Below are 20,773 nucleotides of genomic sequence, written 5' to 3'. Positions count from 1 at the left end.
TCGGCTTTGGCGGCCTGATGTACACGGTCAGTTCGATCCAGGGGGCCTTCGAAGCGCTGCGCAGCCTCAATGTGGTCGTCCATTTCACGCACCATACAGTTGGCCACGCGCATCTGGGGCTGTACGGCTTTGTCACGATGGTGTTCTTCGGCGCCATCTACTTCATCGTGCCGCGCGTGTCCGGCCGTGAGTGGCCATCCCAGTTCCTCATCAGCGCGCACTTCTGGCTGGCTGCGATCGGCATCACGATCTACTTCGTGAGCCTGAGCTACGGCGGCTGGCTGCAGGGTGAAGCGATGCTGGACGCGAGCCGCCCGTTCATTGATTCGGTCACGTTGACGCTGCCTTACCTGAGGGCACGCAGCATAGGCGGGGCGCTGATGGTGCTCGGTCATCTCGCCTTTGTCACGCATTTCGTGATGTTGCTACGCGCCAGGCCGGCCGGCAGCAGCACGCCCGCATTGCTGAAGACCGTCTAAGCGCAGGGAAGATCAGATGGAAAACGAAGCAAAACTGTTTGCTGGCGGCATGGCAATGCTCGGCATCGCAACGAGTGCGCTGGTGGTCGTACCCTATATGACGGCACGAGATGTCAAGCCGGCCGAAGGACTCAAGCCCTATACCAGCGTCGAGCTGCGCGGGCGTCAGCATTACATCGCCAACGGCTGTGTCTACTGCCATTCGCAGCAGCCACGCGCACGCAGTTTCGCACCGGACTTCGAGCGGGGGTGGGGTCGCGCGAGCGTCGCCGGCGACTATGCCTATGACTCGCCGCTTCTGCTCGGCAGCATGCGCACCGGGCCCGACCTGCTCAATATCGGTGCGCGCCAGCCCAGCGAGCAATGGCACCTCGGCCACCTGTACCAGCCGCGCGCCTATGTGCCGGGCAGTGTCATGCCCAGTTACCGTTATCTGTTTGAAGCTAAGGACGAGGTCGGGCGCGGCGAGGTCGAAGTGCAGCTTCCGCCCGGGTATGCGCCTGTCGGAAAGCGAGTGGTCGCGCGCCAGGAGGCGCTCGAGCTGGTCGCGTACCTGAAGTCGTTGAACCGGACTTACCCCGTGCTGCCTGCTCTGCCCGAGGGCGAGGCGTCGGCCGCCACCCGCTGAACTTGAGGAATAGACCGTGCAAGATCCCGACATCCTGCCACAACAGGCGCGCGAGAACTCGGACCCCCACGAGGCCACGAATCCCATGCCGTGGTACATGATCGTGCTGACCGGCTTACTTCTGGCTTTCGGCATCAGCTATATCGTGCTCGCTGATATCGAGCAGCCTGCCAACTGGGGCGACGGACGCGCCGTGGCTGAACTGTCCGGACCAGCCAGGGGCGGTGCGGGGAAGGTCGATGGCGGTGCGCTCTTCGCCTCGCTGTGCGTGGCGTGCCACCAGGCCAACGGGCAAGGACTGCAAGGCGTGTTTCCGCCACTCGCCGGCTCGGAGTGGGTGGTCGGTCGAGACAGCACGATCGCGGCGATCGTGTTGCATGGCATCACCGGTTCGCTGACCGTCAAGGGCACCACCTACAGCGGCGCGATGCCGGCCTTCAAGGACCAACTCAGCGACGAGCAGCTGGCCGCGGTGCTCAGCCATATCCGTTCGCAGTGGGGCAATGGCGCTGCGCCTGTGCCGGTGGAGACGGTTACCCGCGCCCGCGAGGAACACAAATTGCGTACGGCCCCCTTCGCTGGAGACAAGGAACTGCCTGCACCGGGATCACCAACGTGATGTCCGATGACGCCAACGCTCCTTCCAACCCGCCAGTCCGACCGGGCTAGTACCGCCATGCCAAACGCAACGACAGGGGCGCCGATCGTCACTGCGGGCCGCCCACCGCGGCTGGGTGCGACGCTGGCCCTGTGCGCGCTGTCGCTCGCGGGCTTCGCGGCCTTGGCTGGACACCTTACCCACGGCTTCGAGGCCTGGACCTTCGAGGCGCTGCGCCGCCAGGCGGCCATGGAAGGCAAGCTGGTAGCGCCAGCTCTTGCGCTGCGCGATGCGCAGGGCAGATCGTTCCAGCTTTTCGATGCCTCAGCGGTGGGCTCGCCGGTCTATCTGGTGGACTTTGTCTACACCCGCTGCATGACCGTCTGCGCGGCGCTCGGCAGCGAGTATCAGCAGATGCAGCGAGCGATGAGTGCCAACCCATCTTCACGAGTGCGTCTGCTGTCAATATCGATCGATCCCGCACATGACAACGCGCGGGCGTTGCTGGCCTATGGCAATCGGCACCAGGCCGATCCGGCCAGATGGACACTGGCCGCCCCGCGCGACGAAGCGGCGGGGCAAGCTGCGCTGCGGCAGTTCGGCCTGATCGCCATTCCTGATGGCTTCGGTGGCTACGTGCACAACGGCGGGATCCACCTGATCGACGCCCAAGGCAAAGTGCACGGCATCTTCGACTACGGGCAATGGCCGCAGGCGCTCAAGGCGGCCAATCGGCTTGCTGAAGGGGCGCCTCAGTGAAGGGTCTCGTCACGCCTGTCGCGCGCGGTTTGCTGGGCGCTTCGCCGCTGCTGTGGCTGATGCCAGGCGTGCGGCATGTGTTTGAGGCCAGCATGAGCCTGCATATGCTGCTTCAGTTTCCCTTGCTGCTGGTGGCGGGCTGGGCGATGTCGGCCTGGGCGCCGGCACGCCTGGCCGCATGGCAGGCGCGATGCGATGTCCACGGACTGTTCAGTGCAACGCTGGTTACGGTCGTTTCGGCCTTCTGGATGATTCCAGCGGCGCTTGACCTGGCGTTGCTCGACGCGGGCGTCGCGGCACTGAAGTACGGTAGCTGGCTGCTCACCGGAATGCTGCTCGCGCAGGGCTGGCGGCGCCTGAGCCCGGAGCTGGCCACCTTCTTTCTCGGCAACGTCGCGTGGATGCTATTTACCGCCGGCCTGCTGTATCGCGATGCCGAGGCACGGCTTTGCGTCAGCTATCGCTTCGATGAACAAATCGTCGGAGGGAGCGGCCTGATGGCCTGGGGCGCAATGGTTGCCGCGCTGGCGTGGCTGAAGTTGCGGGTGGTGTTGCGCCATGACAATGCGCAGCGGAAGGAAGGAACCAGCATGTGATAGGCTGGCTTCGCCGACACTGTCCCGGCCGGCGAGATTGCCGTTCTCAGTGGTCGTCAGTTCAATGCCATCGACGCCGCAGACTGGTTCATGGCTGGTACGCGGGCCTCGGCGGCCTGAAGATCGGCCAGGAAGCTGCTGCTGTCGCGATGGGGGTCATAGCCTGCAGCCTCGACTTGCGCGAGATCCTTCTGGGGCTTGCGCCCGAGTTACCGAATGCGTATCGCTAAAGGACTGTGCGTGCGCAACAGCAGCGGCGGAAGCGGTTGCCACGGCAACACTGGCGACGAGGATACGGAACATGTATTGGGTCTTCATGGAATTCACCTTGTGGTAGGCAGTTGGGTTGCAGGCACCCCAGTAGGCTAATGTGCGGCGCTTGAGCATGCCGTGCTCCGCGCTGATGCTGTCGCCGTAGCGCACCACTTCGTCGAGCACCTTGTCGGTAAGCGCTTCGTTGTGTTTTGCGACTTAGTCGCGCTCGGCGCCAGCCGAGCCTGACTGGTTCTAGTGCGGGTTGATGTCGCCCAATTTGCCCAACCTGAACGGACGGATTTCGGCGCTGCGCGTACAGACGCGCTTCCATCAAAACCATGAATGCAGGGATGTGTTCGATCGGTAGCGAAGTCCTTGAGGTACGGTCCGTCGGCGCGTGCCCATCGCGCTCGCATCCTACCCAGACCCGAGACCCGAGACCCGAGATTGGGGATTCGAAACCCATACCCCGAGGCTCGCTGTGAAACCGGAGCCGCGAAACGAACATATGCGCGCCGTAGACCCGTCCTCCCTGGCTGCCCAACCGCGAAGCGGTCAATGCGCACGTGAGAGAAGCGACAAATCAAGATCGCGCATAGGCACAAAGGTTATTCCGATACGCTTTCTTTGCGTTGAGATTCAAAGGGAATAACCTAAGCATATCCTCACGTAAGGAGATGCAATGCTTTTGTGAGGATATCCTCCTTGAGGTATGAAAGGGAATGCCGAAGGCCCCCTACAACAACAGTAGAGAGCCTTCCATCGTTCTCGATTGAGTACGAGTCCGACAGTCATCTCGAGCCGTGCGCTATCTTCGCCCGCGTGCTGGTCATCTCAGCTCTTTCCCCACAGAGACCAGTCTCCCCTCATCGCTGCCGTATCAAGCCGACCAATGAGGCGGTCACCACCGAAGCCTTTCAGGTGGAAAGGGCGGCCCTACCGTCGGGCGGCTCGTGCTCGGCCGACGAGTGACTTAATAGTATACGTTCGGAAGGGCAGCATGATCGTGACTGAGCGACGAGAATGGTCCTGTGCACACCAAAGAAGCATCGAGAAACGCAGGTCGTGAGCGTCGTCCGATTCAATACGCTTTTATTCGTGGGTTCAGTCGATTTCACCGGCTTGCTCAAATCGCACGGACGGGGTGAAGGGTGAAGAGACACTGAGTTCTGGAAACGCAAGTCGGCTCAACGAACGTTCACGCAAGACACTAAACTTCGATACACCGGCTGAGCGATTCCATCAATCCGTTGCATCGACCGGTTGAATCTGCAGTGGCGAGTAATACCTCTCCGCGCCATTCGCTGGCGCGGAGAGGTATTACTCGCCACTGAATCTGGACGTTCGGCCGCTCCGAGTCGACGTCGATAGCTGTGTTGTAGAGTTGGCCTCCCGCTAGAACATCGATGTGACCGTGAAAGAAGCGACCGAAGTTGTTCGGCTCATCTCGATGACAGCCAGCCTTGGTACCTATGAGGACGCCGTAGTGACTGAGTGGCATGAGTTTTCCCAGGATGGCCGGCGGGTTCGGTTTCGTAGCTCTGAGGTGGATGCGTGGGAGACAGTGTGACTGGATAGTGCGGACAGGATAGGCAGCGTCGAGGCCGATTGCACTCATCCAGAGGTAGCAGTTGCGTTGCGATTTATTCAGCTCTGATATTAGTGATCCTATATCACGCCTCCTGGTGGCGCGAAACCATTGTCGTTCAACATTGCAGCAGACTCCCGCTCCCGATCAACGCCAACACTAGACTCATCGCAATGGAAGCTTTCAATTGCTTAAGGTAAGCATCCATCTCGGCGTAGTTGGTGCCCGCCCGTAGGAACGCATCAAGCTCGGCGCATAACTCAGGCGATCCGGTGTACAGAGCATACGCCGCTGAATCTGAAACTTGCTTACGGTGCGTTCGAGTTTGAGCTGCCCGTTCATATTCATTGCCTGGCCTTTTGGTTCATCCGTTCATCAAAGTTTGGGGATCTTGACAGAGTCGAGAGGCGTGAGCGGTACTTCGACCGGAGAGGAAGACAGCGAGTCTGCCAGGCAAGTGACGCGGAAATCCGTTGGATTAAGGGGAGCTTAACGCTCCTACCTTCTTGTTCAGCGTACCTTGCTCCCGGCAAGGCCACACGGGCGCGTAGCCTCTGGCTGCTGGTTCAAAAACTGACGGATCCGGATCCCCGGGGAAGGGCACAGTGTGATACCACGACACGGGCTTACACCAGGCTTGGTCAACGAGAAGCCAGGCGACCATGTCGTGCGGCGCGCTTCGTGTCGGGACTCTGTTGCAGAAACTGAACGAATTAAACCGGGCCGAACACAGCAGTAAATCCGTTTTTCTTGTTTTGCTTCACTCGAGCAGCCAGTCTTCCTTAGTTAGACGTTCCGCGCCATGGCTCCGCTCCGGTTTCATGAATGGCCAGCCTGGCTAAGTGATATGAGAACAAGATGAAGGGAGGCAAACATGGCGCTAGGAATCCCATTGGTTGTAGGCCCCATCAACGAGTGGCTTGACGCGATTGTCGTCGAAGGCTGCTTACCAGGAGTCACCGTTATCGTGCAGACGGACGAAGCGGTGCCGACGGTTGTGGCCAAAGGCGTCGCAGTTGGCGGCCGCGATTTCGTTCCCGTCACAGGGACGTTAAAGGAGGGGCAGCGGTTGGTAGCCTTCCAAAGCGTCCCGGGCGATACGAGTCCTAGTACTCCGAGTGCGTCCGCAGTTACGGTGGGGGCCGCTCCGAAGGATCACAAGCAGTTACCTGCGATGGCGTTCGTTACAACCCTATATCGTTGTGGGCGCGCGATCTGGCTGAAGGGGGCATCTCCGGGCGCCGAGGTTGCCGTCGTAGTCGGTGGCAACCCGGCCCAAAAGGTCCGTGCTGGCTCCGACGGCAATGCACGAATGCGCTTGAACTCACCGCTCACTGGCCCGGGTACTGCGGTCGAAGCCACCCAAGCGGCACCAGTGGGTCACCCTCCGCTCACCGGCGCCCCAATTGCGGTTAGTAAATCAACCCTCGGTTCGCCGCTTGGCAAGCTACCCACACCAATCGTCGGCAATCCGTCACCGCTCGGGTGTGATTCCGCGGTCCATGTTAGTGGCATCGTGGACGGTGCTGAAGTCACGATTGAGCGTTCCTCAGATGGTTTGAGAGAAACGGCCACCTTCGACCGTGATGCACTTTGGTTCAATCTATCGAAGCCATTCCCCGCCTCCGGAGACAAAATCGTTGTGTCCCAAGCGATGCCGCGGTGTCACGAACATCCATCCGACTTGCTTGAGACCATAGTCGCACCAGCAGAGACGCCAAAATCTCTTGCCGTGACGGAGCCATGCGCTGGTTCGCCATTCGTCCACGTGGAGAACCTGCGCCCCGGTGCGCGGATTTCGATTGCCGTTCCAGGGCGCCCGGTGTACGAGAACATGGTTCCACCCGATAAGACTGTCTGGGACGTTCCAGTAGACCCCCTTCCGGAAAATCAGACGGTCACAGTCACGTTGGCGTTGTGCACGTTCACCACGTCGACCACTGCCGCAATTAAAGGCAAGGCGGATCCGGTCGAACCGACGTTGATTCCGGATCTCTATCGGTGCGCCAGAGCGGTTTCCGTCAACACGACTCCGGGAGCGCAATTGGAAGTTTGGGGTGATTCAGGCAGCGGTCCTACGCCACTGTCCCTTCGTGTGTTCGCGAAATCTGCGCTTTGCAGTGTCGATGTCTTTCCATTCTTGGCCGCTGAACTCCCGCAAAAGGTTTGGGTAAAGCAGCTAACGTGCGGAGGCGAATGGGTCGAGGGACCGCCCCTCGATGTAAAAGACTATCCTCGCCTGGACTTTGTTGAGTTGTTCGACCCTCTTATCGAAGGTGCAACCGCAGTCCTGCCACGAAACGCGATCCCGGGGGCGCACGTAACGGTGTGGAGGTCAGATGCCAACGGTGGAAACCAGGAGGTTATCGGTGAGCGTGACGTGTCAAAAGCCAGCCCGACGGTCGGTCTCAATCGGCCTCTGCGAACGGACGATATCGTATGGGCAGTGCAGGAGATCTGTAAGGAGGCCACGCGTGAGGGACCTCGATACGAAGTGTGGCAGGGCACGAAGGTATTTCTCCTCCCAGCGGCCAAAGAACAATTGTCGACGAGCCTGAACGGAAAGGCTATCGTGCACTCCGCGAAACTGGAGTGCCGTTTCCGCGGCGGACGCTGGGCATTGTCCGTCGATGTGGAAAACACCGAACACGAATACGATTGCGGTCTCGTGGTAGGCGTCGACCTTAAGTTGCCGGCGCCACTGACATTTGGTGAGAATGTCGACGTAGACCTAGCTGCGGACGGTGGCCTGCCGCAGGGGTTGGCCTCGCTTGGCTATGCTTCAAAGAAAACAGCCACGAAGAACGGGACATTGGCGGCTATGAAGAACCCGGCATTCTGGCTGGAAGTCCTGAACGCTACTGCCACCTGGCGGATGTTTGCAACGTGGCGAAATTATGACGCCATCGCGGAGCAGCCGGAGAACGAAGAGAAGGAAGACAAGAATAAGCCGGACAACCACTAAAACGAAGGAGCCGGCCGGCTCCTTCGTATGTGCGTTCAGCTTAGAAGCCGAACGAGGACAGGCCCGGGTGGTCATCCGGGCGACGGCCAAGCGGCCAGAAGAACTTGCGGTCCGACTCTTTGATGGACATGTCGTGGATGCAAGCGAAGCGGCGCTGCATGACGCCCTGCTCATCGAGCTCCCAGTTTTCATTCCCAAAGGCACGGTACCAGTTGTTCGAGTCATCACGCCATTCGTAAGCGAAACGGACTGCGATGCGATTGCCTTCGTAGGCCCACAGTTCCTTGATGAGGCGATACTCCAGTTCCTTGTTCCACTTACGGGTCAGGAATTCGATAATTTCCTTGCGGCCGTTGACGAAGTCAGCGCGGTTGCGCCACTCGCTGTCCGGTGTGTAGGCGAGAGCAACTTTCTCGGGGTTGCGGCTGTTCTAGCCATCTTCGGCCAGGCGAACCTTTTCGGTAGCGCTTTCCAGGTTGACGGGAGGGAAGGGCGGACGGGACTCAATGTTGGACATGGAATTCTCCTGAACGGTCGAAAATGGTCTGCCTATGAGCGTGTTCGAGGTGTCACGCTCATCCGGAATGACGCGTCGTGCCTCTGTATGCGCGTGACGCGGAGTCGATAGCGCAAATCCGTGTCGTGGAGCTAGTTTGATTGCGAAATGGATCGAGCTATTGAGATCGCACGGTCGCGACCCAAATGGCACGAAGGCACTGCAGATTCAATCGGTCAATGCAACAGCTTGTTGGAATCGTTCGGCTGGTTGAGCCTGCGGCGAGGCGATCCGCAACGTTGTCGTGCTTGCCATAGCTACGTCACCGAGATACTGCCTCGTCATAAGCCTCGAAGACGAATATGCCCTCATCGACCAATTTTCTGCTCCCCGCTTGCGCTGCCACGCTTCTTCGCACCTCCACTTCGTGACACTCAGAGCCTCGATAAAGTTCTCGCGTTTCCATGGTGAGGTGGTTCGAGATAAGGACAGGAATGCCCCTTGCGGCGGTGATGCGAGCCAAATCCGCCAACTCCTGCTGGCGTTCTCGCGGAAAGCCTTCGGCTGTGTACTTGGTAAACGATGGTGCATCGTCCAAGTCGACGTACGGGGGATCGCAGTAGATGACATCGCCCGGTACAGCGAGCTTGAATGCGTCCACGAAGTCGCCCTGCACGATGACGGCCTTGTTTCGCACACGTTCACTGAACGCTCGAATGCTCTCTTCCGGCAGCGTTGGCGCCTGGGCGGACCGACCCCATGGCACATTGAAATTGCCCTTTGCCGAGTATCGCGACAGCCCGTTGAAGCCAAACTTGTTCAAGTACAGAAAGTAGGCGGCCCGGACGTCTGCAGGTGCTGCTCGATTGAATGCATCTCGGACATCCGAGTAGATGGCTTCGTTCGCGGCGTACTTGGAGAACAACGGTCGTGCCAGCTCGATGATTCGCTCGGGACGCGCAACCATCTGCTTGTACATGCCAATGAGATCTACGTGCGCGTCGAGCAGGAGATAGCTCGGAAAATCTGTTCCCAAGAACACGCTTGCGCCGCCAAGGAACGGTTCAATGAGGCGATTACCTGCTGGCAGCAGCTTCCTGAGCGTCGGAAGGAGTCGCATCTTTCCGCCAGGCCACTTCAAAATCGGCCCAGCCGAAGCAGGGAAATTGATGGAGGCAGAAGCGCCGGTTTGTTCGGCTTGAAGTTGAGGATGTTTTTGCATCCTCAGTATAGGTGTGCCGCGTATTCATGCCTCGCACGAAGTCGAGGTGCTTCTGGCCCAAGCGAGAGGCGGCCAAGTTGGCGAGGATGCGGAATCAGCGAAACACCGACATCCGGCTTTGTGGGGGAGCCTTACATTGAGCCCGGCGCGCTTCTCCAGGGTCGTGCCTTTCTTCATCTCCGTGGTTTGAGCGAAGCCCGTTATCGCCATGTGACGGGCTTCTTTTTTTGGAAGATGGGGATGCCTGACAACGAAGGATAACCTGGCCAACGCAACGCGCCTCGCCACTACGCGCGCTGCCGAGGCGATGCACCAGCATCGCGTAGCCAAGGGCGAGGTCGCCTGTGCGGGTTTAGCAGACCCATATCGCCGCGCTGCCGACGGGCTGGATCTACGAGCGCGAGGCGGAGATCTTGGCGGGTCGTGGCCGTGGCTGAGGTCTACTGCGAGTTCTCGCTGCGCGGAGGCACGACCATGTCCGAACACATCACAAAGGTCGCCGCGCACGCCGCGAGCGAACTAGGGGTGCAGTACGAGCAGATCCGGGTCCCTTTTACCGGGGGGCGGGAATTGGGGGCTTATGCACGGAAGTATGCCGCAGCGGACGCGGCTGGCCAGCTATCGCTGACCTTTCATTTCGAAGTGCTACGCGCAAAGACAAACCGGGACAGGGTCCTGAAAGTCATCAACGAAGCCGAGCGGTTGCTTACTGGACACGAAGTGGCAGAGCGCGCAGGCATCTCATATAAGCAGGCACTACACGCGCTGACGTTTCTCAACAACGAGCGGCGCGTGTCACGCGAGGGGCGCAAGTTCACGTCTCGCTGGGGGCGGCTCGTGCCCATTACCTCGCATACTGCGCTCGAGGATTTCTTGCAATTCATACGGGTTGCCGGGCAAGTTTGAACGGCAGAGTATCATTGCAGGTATTGACAATCCAGCGAACGAGTTGGGGAACTCTGATGCAAAACACCGATAGACTCGAAGTATTTCAGCACCTTTTGATCTCCGTATCGGAGGGCGAAAAAGAACTGCTGCGAGAACAACTGGCACTCCCGAGGCAGGGGATATGGGAACTCGACCATGCTGAAGGTTCGCGCGTGCATTCTTGGGCAGGCGCTCCGCAGCCTATTCGCTATATGTCCGACGAAGCCACTCTTTGGTTAATGGACATTGGCCCAAACCTCCAAGTCTCGAACATCGTACCGCGCAAGCGTAGTCAGTTCGATAAAGGTACGTATAACGCACTTTTGCAGAGTTTCGTTGAAGAGGTGGCTCGACCAGCGCTTCGCGGAACTAGTGCAACGCTAGAACTCACCGAACCCTATATTTCGATTTACGACTGCTTGTCGAAGGATGCTGCGGAGAAGCTTGGCCAGTTTTCTTTTGCTGCCAATAAGTCAACCGGGGCATCACACCCGATGGACAAGGCACGATGGCTTAGCTTTCTGATTGCCGCGCACAACGATGTGGAGCGAGAGCTCACGACTGAGTTCCTTGAGCGATGGCTGGTGGAAGCCTGGGACTGGCCGGAGACGGTAGCATCTGAATTGGCTTTGGAATACGACTTCGCTGGGGACTTGCTGCAAGCATACGACAAGGCGAAGCAGAAATGAGTCTGGCACGTGAAGACATTGAAAGGATCGTCGGCCTAAATGTGCCGGTCCTTTGTCTGGACACTTGCACGGTTCTTGACATCATGCGAGATCCGACCCGCGACACAAGTACAGTGGCCCGAAGCAAGTCGGCGATCCGGCTATTGGAGGCGGTTGAAGTTGAGAGTTCGGTGAGTTTGCTGATAGGCGAGCAGGTACACCGCGAGTTCGACAACCACGCCGATCGCATCGAAGCGGAAGCCGAGACGCTCATTGGTGCCTTCCGCAAGCGGATCCAGCGCGTTTCCGACATTGCGGCGCAGTACACACAGGCTCCTGCGCTAGTGCTTACCCACCTCGAAGGTCATGCTGAGCGAGCTCGTGCAGTGGTTGACCGTTACATGGCGGCGGGTACGAGAGTCCCTGTGGAGGAAGGATTCTATGCTCGTGCAGGTAGGCGTGTGCACGATGCTCGTGCTCCGGCCCGGTTAGGGAAGGATTCGATGATGGATTGCCTCGTTATCGAAACATACCTGGATGTTGCTAGGGCGCTTCGGGATGCAGGGCTTACGTCCTCAATCGTGTTTGCGTCCTCCAACACCCAAGACTATCGGGATGCAAATACGAGCGACCTGCGAGCTGATTTGGAGGCCGAGTTTGCGCCGTTAGGTATGCGGTATGCTCAAGATTTAAGCGTGGCAATGTACCAACTAGGCGTTCGGTTTCCTGATCGCGGCGGCGCATAGTGCGTGTTTTTTTAGTCGCAGGGGCGCTTCGGCGCCCCTTTTTCCAATGCGCCTGCTTCAGGCTTTCACGATTTGGACGTTGGACATTGTTGTTGGTTTTTCCAAGCCACTGTCGAGAATCGCTAGATAGCGCACGATGTCGGCTTCCGTCACTCTCCGGTACCCCTTTTTCGCTTCGTGGAACGCGGCTGTTCGAGGGCCGCCAGCCGGCATTGCCTTGATGCGTTCAGTGGTGCTCATTGCGCCCTTTGGAAAGTGGGAGCTCAAGTCTAAGCGGGAAAGATAGAGGGAATGCAGAGACGACGGTGCGCGAGTCTTATTGATTGCTTTGGAGTGGGGGAACCAAGGAGCAAGATCTTCAATTAGCCATTTGACGCGTTCAGCCTTGAACCGCTCAAGTTCAAGGAACGTTTCCAGATCGGCGCGGCCCAGCACAATGCAATCGAGGCCTCGAAGCCAAGCTTGAATGGCAAGGAAGTGTCCAAGGACCCGATGTTGTCGTCGGCAAGCATCTCGATGCGAGTTCATTTTCTTGTTCTCCTAGGTTTGGACCTCTGTCGTTGACGGATTCCATAGATATCGTGCCATTCTCCCTAAGGTTCACCCCTCCCAAAGCGGGGGATATGACTGAAACTACGAGCGCGCCGCTCGAAAGGCCGGTGTGGACTGTGCGGGCGTTGCAACAACGTCGCCACACTTGTCGCAGACTGCGACCAGAACGTTGCTTGCGAATCCATTGCCGTCGCTAAACTGAACGTCACGGCGAACGAAAGTCGTGCTGACCATCTTGGCGCAATGCGAGCAGATGGCGCGGCTCTTGTCGCCCTCGTGAAAGGTTGTAATGCTCATGGCTGGTTATCTACTACTCGACGATTTCATCGATGGAGTGTAGCCCCATGAAGTCAACCGCGGCAGGCCTCAATGGGGAGGCACATCGCTGCAAGCGGCAGGATATTACCCCTTAGCGCCGGGGGCCGAGGCAAGAGGCAGGATGTTGCCACTTGCCTATCGGCGATGTGGTCGGGGGTAGGAGTAGGGCACGCGTCCTCACTCACTCGAAAAACCGATAGGCCGCTTCTGCGCTGGTTCAGCAACAGTAACTTTCACAAGTAACACAGATACTTGGGTGTAGTGCTGCACCAGCGTTGCTTCGCCACCATCCTCTGTTGTTCCCTCCAAGCAGACGAATTGCCCTTGCCGCGAGATCGTTCTTAGTTGGAGATGCACGGAGCTGCCGAAAGAAGCCAACATCGCACCTACAGTCTCCGTTTCTGCCAAGTTCGCTTCGAACTCTCTTATACGAGTTACCAAGCTATTGAAAGCGAGAACCTCTGGCGCTGGCGGTGGGCGTAGGATGGGAGAAACGTCCGAAAGCTTAGTTGTCAGCTTCCCCCATCTGCTGTAGCCTGCTGCTGAAATCATCCAAACTCATAAAGCGCTCCTCCTCTGGTTGAGGAGACGAGCCTATCAAAGCGCAAGCACTGGGGCCATCCCGCTTCAGCGGGAATCGGCCAGGCCGCGCGCATCAGGTCGGGCAAGTACGCTGGTTCGAGCCACAGATTCGTTTCTGTTACAAATTAGTTTTCGTCTCGAAAACTCCGCGCAAGGCAGGCCGAATTCCAATTTGCCTTTGGCGAGCTCAGTGCAAATCGGGCGTCGCTGCTCCGTCATCATTGCTCCGCGCACATATACCTCTCCGCATGTCACCTCGCGTGGTGTGCGAGAGCCGAGGCGACAGTCGCAGCGCCACGCGCGCATGGGGTTTTTCTGCGTGACGCCCCAAGGGCTGAGTTCGGCATTGCCAATATTTGCTGGAGTGAGAAGTAACAATGACCAACCAAAACTACATGGTTGTATGTGAGGGCCTGAAGAAGCGAGAGCAACCGCGCAATCCGCAGCGGTGGGATGAGGACCCCGTTACGGGCAAGACGATGGAGAACGTTGTACTTGCCGTAGCGCCGCCAGACTACCCGCAGTTGGCGGATGGACTTGAGATTGGGGCCATCTACCAGTACGAGTGGAACAACTTAAGTCACTATTGTCTATTCGAGTATTCGTCCGACTACTATTTTTTCGACTGGTGCGCGAAGCTCGTTGAGTTGACCGTGGGAGTAAAGCTCGGCGGTGGCCCTCGGCGCATCATCGAATTCTGCAACGAAGTTTCCGACTTGGTGATGGACAAGGAAAAGTATCCGGAAACCGATGGGCGGGGGCCGTTCTGGGAGCTCCTTCGGTATGGCGTCAGGGGGATGTGTTTCGGCCCGGCAGCCTGCGCGAAGCTGAGCGCCGACTTTGATGAATGGGATGCAGAGCTATGGTTCACAGGCGACGAGCAGTTCTACGACTACTACTGCAAGCTCCGTGAATGCTTCAGCTTGGTCAAGGAGAACGGTCTAGTTTACTTTCCACCGCCCTGGATGACTGCAGACGAGAAAACCGGCAGAGCTGTATTCATCATTGAGCCAATGCTGGGTGCGGATCCCGACCGCAAGTGTCCTTAAGGGATGAGCCGATTCTAACCAACGGTGGCTTGGAACAGCGCCTAGCCAAGGTCAGCATGCCCAGGAAATCTTGCGTCAGCTCCCCCACAAGTGAGGGTTCAGAACTCACATCTTGGTCCGATACAACGTCGGTTGGTGTCACTCAATCAAATCTACGGGAAACGTCATGGCCGAAAAGTGTCCAAAGTGTGGAGGCAACACTGTAAAAAAGAACCTGGGACAGAAGACTGGTGGCGCGCTTGGATTCGCTGCGGGCGCAGCTGGAGTCGGGGCAGGCGCTGCCGGCGGGGCTGAAGTTGGTGCCGCGGTTGGACTTCTGGCTGGGCCTGTTGGCGCAGCAGTTGGCGCTGCTGCAGGTGGACTCTTCGGAGCGCTCGCGGCGGGAGCAGCTGGCGCGCTAGCTGGAGCGACAGCGGGAAAAGCCATCGACGACCACGTCCTCGACAACTTGCAGTGTGTCGAGTGTCAATTCTCCTTCAGCGCATCTTAGTAATCCGCGTTCGATGCGCGGGGCCTGTCATGGCCGTGAACAAACGCTCAAGGCTAGCTTCAGCTGGGGCAACAGAGCCGGCGTAAGCCGGCTCGGAGTTTAAAGCTTAGTCGTCTGCGGTTTCCGAATCATCTGCCACCGGATAGAACTTGTCGTGGGCCTCTTCAAGTTCGTCATCCGACATGGCGAGGAAGTTGTTGTCCGGGTCCGCACCCAGACGCTTCGAGCTCAGTTTGACCCACGAATCGGCCTTGTCCAGCGCGATGATTGCAAACTGCTCCCCCAGCCGGATAAGCAGCCAATTGAGGTCCTCGAGCTCTTCTTCGAGCTTTTCGAAGAAGCTCTCGCGCAGCGCTGTCCGATTCGAAATCCTCCGCAGCGTGTCATATGCGAACCGGTATCGAGTCACTTGGCGATTGCGCTCGTTTTCGTACAGCTTCGCATTGATTGCGAGAAGGAGTGCTGTTTGGCGGGCGGTACGGCGAGCTTTTTTCATGGTGGATCCTTGCGATGAAATCGCTTAGCCCCTATGCGGGGCGTTGTTCATAGAAAACCCTAAGCGGGCGCGACGTGGATGCCTTATGCAGGCGTAACGGGGGGTACAGCGGTTCAGCAGTGTTGTTACAGCTCAAGTGCCCCTTGTTGGGCAGGGCGAATTGTGCTCCGCCATTATTCAGGTGTCAATAGTAATACTTTTGGTGGCGGATCATGTTATTTGGTGTCAATCGCGCTGCGACGCGTATATTTGTGCGTCATAAGACACGTTTCAGGGAGCGAGCAATCGCGTGATGGAGGATTCATGCTCTCGCTGGCCACTCCACTTTCCTTCGATCGCCTGGCGGCAGCTTGGTCGACCTTGCGCAAACTAGTCGACAACTCATGGATAAGGGCTGCCTCGACTATTCACAGGTTGTCCACTGCTTATTCACAGGATATCCACAGGTCTGCATGTCTCGACACTCCGTTCTTGGTTCTGGATGGCGATGCACTTAGACGTTGAAGTAGCAGACCTTCTGGCGCAAAGTTGAGCAAGAAAAATCGCTAAGTATGGTGGCTGTCTAAAATAGGCTTCCCTGCGGAGATGGTTTAACCCGTACGCAGAATAGGTCGGTTCGCAGCTTCTTGCGTTCCTGGTTGAGGCCGAGCCTCTTGCACGCGAGCTCAAATCGCTTAGTAATCAGCTCTGCGAAAATGCCCGTGCCCCGCATCCTCCGTCCGAACTCGGCGTCGTAATGCTTTCCCTCCCTCATGTTCTCAATAATACTGAGGACATGGTTTTTGCGACCCGGGTAATGCTGCTCCAGCCAATTGATGAAGATGTCGTGGACCTCCAGCGGAAGTCGAAGCAAGACGTAGGCAGCAGCGGTCGCGCCAGCATTTGCCGACGCCGTTAGGATGTTCTCCAGCTCATAATCGTTGAGCGCGGGAATCATCGGGGCTGCCAATACGCCGGTGGGTATTCCGGCGGCAGTCAACATGCGAATCGCCTCCACTCGTTTTGGTGGGGTGCTGGCGCGGGGCTCCATCTTCCGTGCAAGCTCTGCGTCTAGCGTGGTGATAGAGAGATAGACGCGAGAAAGCCCCTTCTCGGCCATCCGCGAAAGGATGTCGATGTCGCGTGTCACGAGATGCGACTTGGTGGTAATTGCGACGGGGTGATTGAACGCCTCCAGGACGCCAAGGATTTTGCGCGTCAGCTGATGCTCTCGCTCAATCGGCTGGTATGGGTCGGTATTGGTCCCGAGAGCAATTACGCTGGGTATATAGGTTCGTTTCGAAAGCTCTTTTTCGAGAAGTGTAGCGGCATTTGGTTTTGCGGTGAGCTTGGTCTCAAAATCAAGGCCGGGAGAAAGTCCTAAATACGCATGCGTGGGGCGAGCAAAACAATATGAGCAACCGTGTTCACATCCACGATATGCATTAATCGATTGGTCGAACGGGACGTCAGGCGATTGGTTCCGCGAAATAATTGATTTCGCGTCTTCAAATGCTACAGTTGTTTTGCGCGCGGGGCGTTCACCCTCAAGCTCCAAAATGGCTGCGAGGGCATCGTCATCAGGCAATCTACCCCAATCGTCGAATCTAGATTCCACGTTGGTCAGTGCGCCTCGGCCCTTGCGGAGTCCTGGGCGAAGTGACGTCATGAGCGCTCCTTCCAGCTTCAATTCACTGTATATATATACAGTATTGGGCGGTGGATGACAACTTTCGTTTTTCGGAACACGCGCATAGAAGAAGCGCCTGGAAAGGTTGATAGCTCAGAGACTTATCAACTAACGTGAACAAAATGACGGACCATAGACATTGGCTGTATCTACTGCTTCGCGCGGCCGACGCACGCGTATCTCGACCTGTCGCCAGGCCTGGATTTCGAGACGAAGCTGTATGCCAAGACCAATGCAGCCGAGCGATTGCGCGAGACCCTGGCGCGGCCCTCCTATCGGTGCGAGATCATCGCGCTGGGCGTCAACACCGACGCCTACCAGCCCATCGAACGTGAGCAGCGCATCACGCGCGGCATCCTCGAAGTCCTGCACGAGACCGACCACCCGGTTGCCCTGATCACCAAGTCATCACTGATCGAACGCGATATCGATTTGCTGGCGCCGATGGCGGCCCAGCGCCTGGCCGTGGCCGCAGTCACGATCACCACGCTCGATGCCAGCATCGCCCGCACGCTGGAACCGCGCGCCGCCACGCCCGCCCGCCGCCTGCGCACGATCCGGACGCTGACGGACGCGGGCATCCCGGTTGGGGTCAGCGTGGCACCGGTCATCCCTTTCATTACGGAACCCGACATCGAGCGGGTGCTGGAAGCCGCACGCGAAGCCGGTGCGGTGTATGCGAACTACATCGTGTTGCGCCTGCCGTGGGAAGTGCGCCCGCTGTTCCAGGAATGGCTGCAGACGCATTTCCCCGACCGTGCCGAGCGGGTGATGAACCGCGTGCGCGAGATGCGGGGCGGCAAGGACTATGACGCCGACTACGCCTCGCGCATGCGCGGCACGGGTATCTGGGCGGATCTGATGCGGCAGCGTTTCTACAAGCTGGCGGACCGGCTCGGCTATCGCTATAACCGGTTCGAACTCGACACGTCGCGCTTCAAACCGCCCCCAAGGCCCACCGGGCGGCCGAAGTTGGCCGACGATGCGCAAGGCTCCTTGTTCTGAGTGCCACTATCGGCCTGTTGGTCGCCGATCATGCGGCATGCGAGTTCCAGCGCCGCCTTTGCACTGGCCACCGGCAGGCCTGACGACATGGCCAGCCTGACGGCGATTGCCGCCAGACGTCCTTCCTCATAGCTCGGCTGTTCCATCTGCAGCTCCTTTGCATCGTCCTGTCACGACAGGGCAATGCCACGTGACCATCGGGCTCGGACCTAAGCAGTATGGGCGATTTGCACGGCGGGAGGAGGGTCTCCCCGATCCCAATAGGGTGGCGATCCGAAATACGCGGCAAAGAAGTCCACAAAGGCGCGCGTCTTGGCAGGCACCAGGTGGCGGCTGGGATACACCGCCCAGATCGAGACGACTGGCAGCACCGGATACTCGTCAAGCACGGTGACGAGTTCGCCGCGGCGCAACTGGCCGGCGACGTCCCACGTGGATTTGAGCGCGATGCCCATGCCCGCCAGGATGGCGTCGCGGATGACCTCGCCGTTGTCGACGCGGAGGTTGCCGCGCACGGCAATGGCGGTCTCGCCAACCGGCGTATCGAAGCGCCAGGTGGCCTGGTCGCCAAGCACCAGGCAGTTGTGATGGTGCAGGTCTTCCGGGTGACGTGGCGTGCCGCGGCGGGCGAGATAGGCGGGTGAGGCGCAGATCGCGCGGTGACTGGGCGCGAGCGGGCGCGCAACAAGTGTGGAATCGTGCAGGGCACCCATCCGCAGCGCCACGTCGATGCCGGCATCGACCAGCCCCACGACCTGGTCGGTCAGGCGAAGATCGAGTGTGATGCCGGGGTAGGTAGCCAGGAACGCGGGAATCGCCGGCGAGACATGCTGGCGGCCAAACGATGCCGGGGCGGTGACGCGCAGCTGGCCGTATGGGGCGTCCGCGCCACGGCCCACGGATTGGGCGGCCAGGTCGGCGGTTGCCAGCAGCTGTTCGGCGTGCTCGAGGAAGCGCTCGCCGTCACCCGTGAGCGAAAGCCGGCGCGTGGTCCGGTGCAGGAGGCGAGTGCCGAGCTGTGCTTCGAGCCTGCCCAGACGTGCGCTGGCGGTGGACGTCGAGAGTGCCAGGTCGCGTGCGGCGGCGGAGAGATTGCCCAGGGCGGCCGCGCGCACGAAGACCGCGATATCGAGCAGGTCGAAGTGCATCGGCGATGCGTTCGCGGGCGTGAGCGGGGCCGAGTGACTGCGAGGTTACTGTGAAAGGGCCTTGGCGGCCTCGACCTGCGATTCGAAGAACGTCTGGAAGCTGATGGCCAGGCCTGCCATCAGCAGGCCGGTGCCAATCAGCAGCGACAGGATGACCAGGATCACGACTGGCCAGCCCGAGCGGGTGGGTTTGCCGTGCGGGTTATAACGCGCGTCCCATCTGTCATCAGGCCGCAGGCCGAAGACGATCGCGGTGAGGAACGCGCTGATCAGCGAGGTACCGCCGACGACCGCGAAGGTCCAGTTCAGCGCCGTGCTGCCTGCGCCGGTGACGAGCGAGGCAATGCCGATCGCACCGGCCAATGTCCCCAGCAGATGGGCCCAGCCAAATTTGTCGCCAAGGCCTTTCAGGTAAAAACGATGCACACCGAGGCTGCCGAACAGAAAGGCGAGCGCGACGGTGATCAGCTTCGATTTGCCGCTGGCAGGGCGGGCGGATTCTTTGGCAAGGGCGGGGGCTTGGCTGGCGGCTGGCATCGTGGGCTGGCAATCGACAGGATAGATCGGAGGGAACCGGTGGATGCCGACGGCATCGGCGCACATTGTACGCCGCCCCGCGCAGGGTCCGGAGACCGTCAGGACGGCCAGATACCGGCCAGCAGGCCTGAGAGGGTGGTGGCGATATGGGTTTCGCCGTAGAGCACCAGCGTGAGCAACAACATGAAGATGACAGACAGCGACAACTGTCCCGAGTGCCGGGCCAGGTCGGTCAGGAGGGGTGGCATGATGAACCTCGACAAGTCTTTGTTCTTGTGGAGGCCGCGCCCGACAGTGGAGTCGGAGCAGTGGGTACCGGGCAGAGGCAGGTCAGGTCGATTGCCGTCTGCGCAACGACGGCACGCTGTTGGACCCCGGACAGCGCCGGGCGGCAGCCTGTGCGACGCCGCAAGGCGGCACGCACAACCTGAGAGACAAGCAAAAACGGCCGGAGTTCCGGCCGTGATCATGTCGTGTGACGCGTAGAGAATGAAGGTGGCTGGCGGGGCGGATTTCAGCGGCCGCCGTCACGGCCACGTGCCTGCCAGCCGGGGCCGGCATTGGTCGGTCGCATGTCACTGCTGCGCAATGTGGCATCGGTCTGGCCGCCGCGATCCTGCGGCTGACGCACCGTGCGATCATCGTCACGGACCGGGGCGCCGGCGGGCCGTCCACTCAGCCGGTCATCGTTTCGCGCACGAGCTTCCATCCGCTCGATCTGCGCGCGCACATGGTCGCGGCTTTCTGCACGCACACTCGCCATTTCCCAGCCGCCGGTCGCACGACTCATGCGCACCGAGGCATCGGAGCGCGCGTGTTGCCAGAAAGCGACTTGTGCATGGCCGGTGGCAATGCTGCCAATCAGGCCGGATGCGGCCAGAATACCAGCCACCAGAAGGCGCAGGTGGGGGCGGGTAAGCATGCGAGATCCCAAGATCCTGGAAGGGGGAAAGAGTCAGGAATGGGTTCATGGTACGCAGGGGCTTTGTGATCGCCTATG

Annotated in this window: 21 protein-coding genes and 2 pseudogenes; 12 read left to right on the top strand and 11 right to left on the bottom strand. The window is 59.3% G+C overall.

Features of this window, described 5'->3' with window-relative positions:
- The 6 genes from BLR29_RS21015 to BLR29_RS32060 all read left to right on the top strand — a co-directional run.
- Positions 1-479, top strand: a 479-nt coding sequence (locus BLR29_RS21015; protein WP_176861011.1) for a cbb3-type cytochrome c oxidase subunit I, incomplete at its 5' end; no start/stop codon positions are given.
- Between the two features lie 16 nt (positions 480-495).
- Positions 496-1,107 (top strand): cbb3-type cytochrome c oxidase subunit II, encoded by a 612-nt coding sequence (locus tag BLR29_RS21010; RefSeq protein WP_092139117.1) that lies wholly within the window; start codon positions 496-498, stop codon positions 1,105-1,107.
- A gap of 16 nt (positions 1,108-1,123) precedes the next feature.
- The gene (locus BLR29_RS21005; RefSeq protein ID WP_255371339.1) at positions 1,124-1,726 is read left to right on the top strand and encodes a c-type cytochrome; all 603 of its coding nucleotides are present in this window, start codon (positions 1,124-1,126) and stop codon (positions 1,724-1,726) included.
- Between the two features lie 6 nt (positions 1,727-1,732).
- Positions 1,733-2,464: an SCO family protein gene (locus tag BLR29_RS21000; protein WP_092139115.1), complete on the top strand. Its 732-nt coding sequence runs from the start codon at positions 1,733-1,735 to the stop codon at positions 2,462-2,464.
- A complete protein-coding gene (locus tag BLR29_RS20995; protein ID WP_092139113.1) occupies positions 2,461-3,060 on the top strand; it encodes a hypothetical protein in 600 nt (199 codons plus the stop codon). Before BLR29_RS21000 ends, BLR29_RS20995 begins: the two co-directional genes overlap by 4 nt.
- A 2,717-nt stretch (positions 3,061-5,777) precedes the next feature.
- Positions 5,778-7,868, top strand: coding sequence for a hypothetical protein (locus BLR29_RS32060; protein WP_143018493.1), 2,091 nt, complete (start codon positions 5,778-5,780; stop codon positions 7,866-7,868).
- Positions 7,869-7,908: 40 nt separating this feature from the next.
- Here BLR29_RS32060 and BLR29_RS20985 read toward each other — a convergent pair.
- Positions 7,909-8,385, bottom strand: a pseudogene (locus BLR29_RS20985) (DUF1348 family protein).
- A gap of 301 nt (positions 8,386-8,686) precedes the next feature.
- On the bottom strand, positions 8,687-9,586 hold the full coding sequence (locus BLR29_RS20980; RefSeq protein ID WP_255371338.1) for a DNA adenine methylase: 900 nt from the start codon (positions 9,584-9,586) through the stop codon (positions 8,687-8,689).
- Positions 9,587-10,060: 474 nt separating this feature from the next.
- Here BLR29_RS20980 and BLR29_RS20975 point away from each other — a divergent pair, with 474 nt between their 5' ends.
- The 3 genes from BLR29_RS20975 to BLR29_RS20965 are packed head-to-tail and all read left to right on the top strand — an operon-like array spanning position 10,061 to position 11,927.
- Positions 10,061-10,492 (top strand): hypothetical protein, encoded by a 432-nt coding sequence (locus BLR29_RS20975; RefSeq protein ID WP_143018492.1) that lies wholly within the window; start codon positions 10,061-10,063, stop codon positions 10,490-10,492.
- A gap of 56 nt (positions 10,493-10,548) precedes the next feature.
- Complete coding sequence (locus BLR29_RS20970; RefSeq protein WP_092139106.1) at positions 10,549-11,202, top strand: hypothetical protein; 654 nt, start codon at positions 10,549-10,551, stop codon at positions 11,200-11,202.
- A complete protein-coding gene (locus BLR29_RS20965) occupies positions 11,199-11,927 on the top strand; it encodes a PIN domain-containing protein (RefSeq protein WP_092139104.1) in 729 nt (242 codons plus the stop codon). Before BLR29_RS20970 ends, BLR29_RS20965 begins: the two co-directional genes overlap by 4 nt.
- 57 nt (positions 11,928-11,984) lie before the next feature.
- Here the strand turns inward: BLR29_RS20965 and BLR29_RS32055 are convergent, their stop codons facing one another.
- From BLR29_RS32055 to BLR29_RS32045, 3 genes are all read right to left on the bottom strand, one after another.
- A complete protein-coding gene (locus BLR29_RS32055; RefSeq protein ID WP_143018491.1) occupies positions 11,985-12,455 on the bottom strand; it encodes a hypothetical protein in 471 nt (156 codons plus the stop codon).
- Positions 12,456-12,560: 105 nt separating this feature from the next.
- Positions 12,561-12,776, bottom strand: a complete 216-nt coding sequence (locus BLR29_RS32050) for a hypothetical protein (protein ID WP_143018490.1) — start codon at positions 12,774-12,776, stop codon at positions 12,561-12,563.
- A 198-nt stretch (positions 12,777-12,974) separates the two neighbouring features.
- Positions 12,975-13,349 carry a DUF6173 family protein gene (locus BLR29_RS32045; RefSeq protein ID WP_143018489.1) on the bottom strand — a complete coding sequence of 125 codons (375 nt, stop codon included), beginning with the start codon at positions 13,347-13,349 and terminating at the stop codon, positions 12,975-12,977.
- A 407-nt stretch (positions 13,350-13,756) separates the two neighbouring features.
- Between BLR29_RS32045 and BLR29_RS20960 the strand changes: the two genes are divergently transcribed.
- Both BLR29_RS20960 and BLR29_RS32510 read left to right on the top strand, forming a co-directional pair.
- Positions 13,757-14,428: a hypothetical protein gene (locus tag BLR29_RS20960; protein ID WP_092139102.1), complete on the top strand. Its 672-nt coding sequence runs from the start codon at positions 13,757-13,759 to the stop codon at positions 14,426-14,428.
- A 239-nt stretch (positions 14,429-14,667) separates the two neighbouring features.
- Positions 14,668-14,829: a hypothetical protein gene (locus BLR29_RS32510; RefSeq protein WP_176861010.1), complete on the top strand. Its 162-nt coding sequence runs from the start codon at positions 14,668-14,670 to the stop codon at positions 14,827-14,829.
- Between the two features lie 195 nt (positions 14,830-15,024).
- Here BLR29_RS32510 and BLR29_RS20950 read toward each other — a convergent pair whose 3' ends face one another.
- Both BLR29_RS20950 and BLR29_RS20945 read right to left on the bottom strand, forming a co-directional pair.
- Positions 15,025-15,414, bottom strand: coding sequence for a hypothetical protein (locus BLR29_RS20950; protein ID WP_092139098.1), 390 nt, complete (start codon positions 15,412-15,414; stop codon positions 15,025-15,027).
- Between the two features lie 562 nt (positions 15,415-15,976).
- Positions 15,977-17,062: a PA0069 family radical SAM protein gene (locus tag BLR29_RS20945; protein ID WP_092139096.1), complete on the bottom strand. Its 1,086-nt coding sequence runs from the start codon at positions 17,060-17,062 to the stop codon at positions 15,977-15,979.
- A gap of 147 nt (positions 17,063-17,209) precedes the next feature.
- On the opposite strand from BLR29_RS20945, the pseudogene BLR29_RS20940 reads away from it, so the two are divergent.
- Positions 17,210-18,088: pseudogene (locus tag BLR29_RS20940) on the top strand (PA0069 family radical SAM protein); the annotation flags it as partial.
- Between the two features lie 209 nt (positions 18,089-18,297).
- On the opposite strand, the gene BLR29_RS20935 reads toward BLR29_RS20940, so the two are convergent.
- The 4 genes from BLR29_RS20935 to BLR29_RS20925 form a co-directional block, all read right to left on the bottom strand.
- Entirely contained in the window at positions 18,298-19,236 is a 939-nt protein-coding gene (locus BLR29_RS20935; protein WP_092139094.1) for a LysR family transcriptional regulator, read from the bottom strand.
- Between the two features lie 45 nt (positions 19,237-19,281).
- Positions 19,282-19,773 (bottom strand): NINE protein, encoded by a 492-nt coding sequence (locus BLR29_RS20930; RefSeq protein ID WP_092139184.1) that lies wholly within the window; start codon positions 19,771-19,773, stop codon positions 19,282-19,284.
- A 98-nt stretch (positions 19,774-19,871) separates the two neighbouring features.
- The gene (locus BLR29_RS32505; protein ID WP_176861009.1) at positions 19,872-20,021 is read right to left on the bottom strand and encodes a hypothetical protein; all 150 of its coding nucleotides are present in this window, start codon (positions 20,019-20,021) and stop codon (positions 19,872-19,874) included.
- 266 nt (positions 20,022-20,287) lie between these two features.
- Positions 20,288-20,695: a hypothetical protein gene (locus BLR29_RS20925; protein ID WP_092139092.1), complete on the bottom strand. Its 408-nt coding sequence runs from the start codon at positions 20,693-20,695 to the stop codon at positions 20,288-20,290.
- Between the last annotated feature and the right edge of the window lie 78 nt (positions 20,696-20,773).

Origin of the sequence: Cupriavidus sp. YR651 (assembly GCF_900101625.1) — a bacterium.
Taxonomy (GTDB): domain Bacteria; phylum Pseudomonadota; class Gammaproteobacteria; order Burkholderiales; family Burkholderiaceae; genus Cupriavidus.
This window is presented reverse-complemented; position numbering and strand designations above follow the sequence as displayed.

Bases quoted from the DNA above. Each gene is read 5' to 3' on its own strand.
- BLR29_RS32045 (WP_143018489.1), bottom strand. From the start codon at position 13,349: ATGATTTCAGCAGCAGGCTACAGCAGATGGGGGAAGCTGACAACTAAG.
- BLR29_RS20935 (WP_092139094.1), bottom strand. From the start codon at position 19,236: ATGCACTTCGACCTGCTCGATATCGCGGTCTTCGTGCGCGCGGCCGCC.
- BLR29_RS21010 (WP_092139117.1), top strand. From the start codon at position 496: ATGGAAAACGAAGCAAAACTGTTTGCTGGCGGCATGGCAATGCTCGGC.
- BLR29_RS32505 (WP_176861009.1), bottom strand. From the start codon at position 20,021: ATGCCACCCCTCCTGACCGACCTGGCCCGGCACTCGGGACAGTTGTCG.
- BLR29_RS20925 (WP_092139092.1), bottom strand. From the start codon at position 20,695: ATGCTTACCCGCCCCCACCTGCGCCTTCTGGTGGCTGGTATTCTGGCC.
- BLR29_RS20960 (WP_092139102.1), top strand. From the start codon at position 13,757: ATGACCAACCAAAACTACATGGTTGTATGTGAGGGCCTGAAGAAGCGA.
- BLR29_RS20970 (WP_092139106.1), top strand. From the start codon at position 10,549: ATGCAAAACACCGATAGACTCGAAGTATTTCAGCACCTTTTGATCTCC.
- BLR29_RS20980 (WP_255371338.1), bottom strand. From the start codon at position 9,586: ATGCAAAAACATCCTCAACTTCAAGCCGAACAAACCGGCGCTTCTGCC.
- BLR29_RS20945 (WP_092139096.1), bottom strand. From the start codon at position 17,062: ATGACGTCACTTCGCCCAGGACTCCGCAAGGGCCGAGGCGCACTGACC.
- BLR29_RS20965 (WP_092139104.1), top strand. From the start codon at position 11,199: ATGAGTCTGGCACGTGAAGACATTGAAAGGATCGTCGGCCTAAATGTG.
- BLR29_RS20930 (WP_092139184.1), bottom strand. From the start codon at position 19,773: ATGCCAGCCGCCAGCCAAGCCCCCGCCCTTGCCAAAGAATCCGCCCGC.
- BLR29_RS32055 (WP_143018491.1), bottom strand. From the start codon at position 12,455: ATGAACTCGCATCGAGATGCTTGCCGACGACAACATCGGGTCCTTGGA.
- BLR29_RS32060 (WP_143018493.1), top strand. From the start codon at position 5,778: ATGGCGCTAGGAATCCCATTGGTTGTAGGCCCCATCAACGAGTGGCTT.
- BLR29_RS20950 (WP_092139098.1), bottom strand. From the start codon at position 15,414: ATGAAAAAAGCTCGCCGTACCGCCCGCCAAACAGCACTCCTTCTCGCA.
- BLR29_RS20975 (WP_143018492.1), top strand. From the start codon at position 10,061: ATGTCCGAACACATCACAAAGGTCGCCGCGCACGCCGCGAGCGAACTA.
- BLR29_RS21000 (WP_092139115.1), top strand. From the start codon at position 1,733: ATGACGCCAACGCTCCTTCCAACCCGCCAGTCCGACCGGGCTAGTACC.
- BLR29_RS32050 (WP_143018490.1), bottom strand. From the start codon at position 12,776: ATGAGCATTACAACCTTTCACGAGGGCGACAAGAGCCGCGCCATCTGC.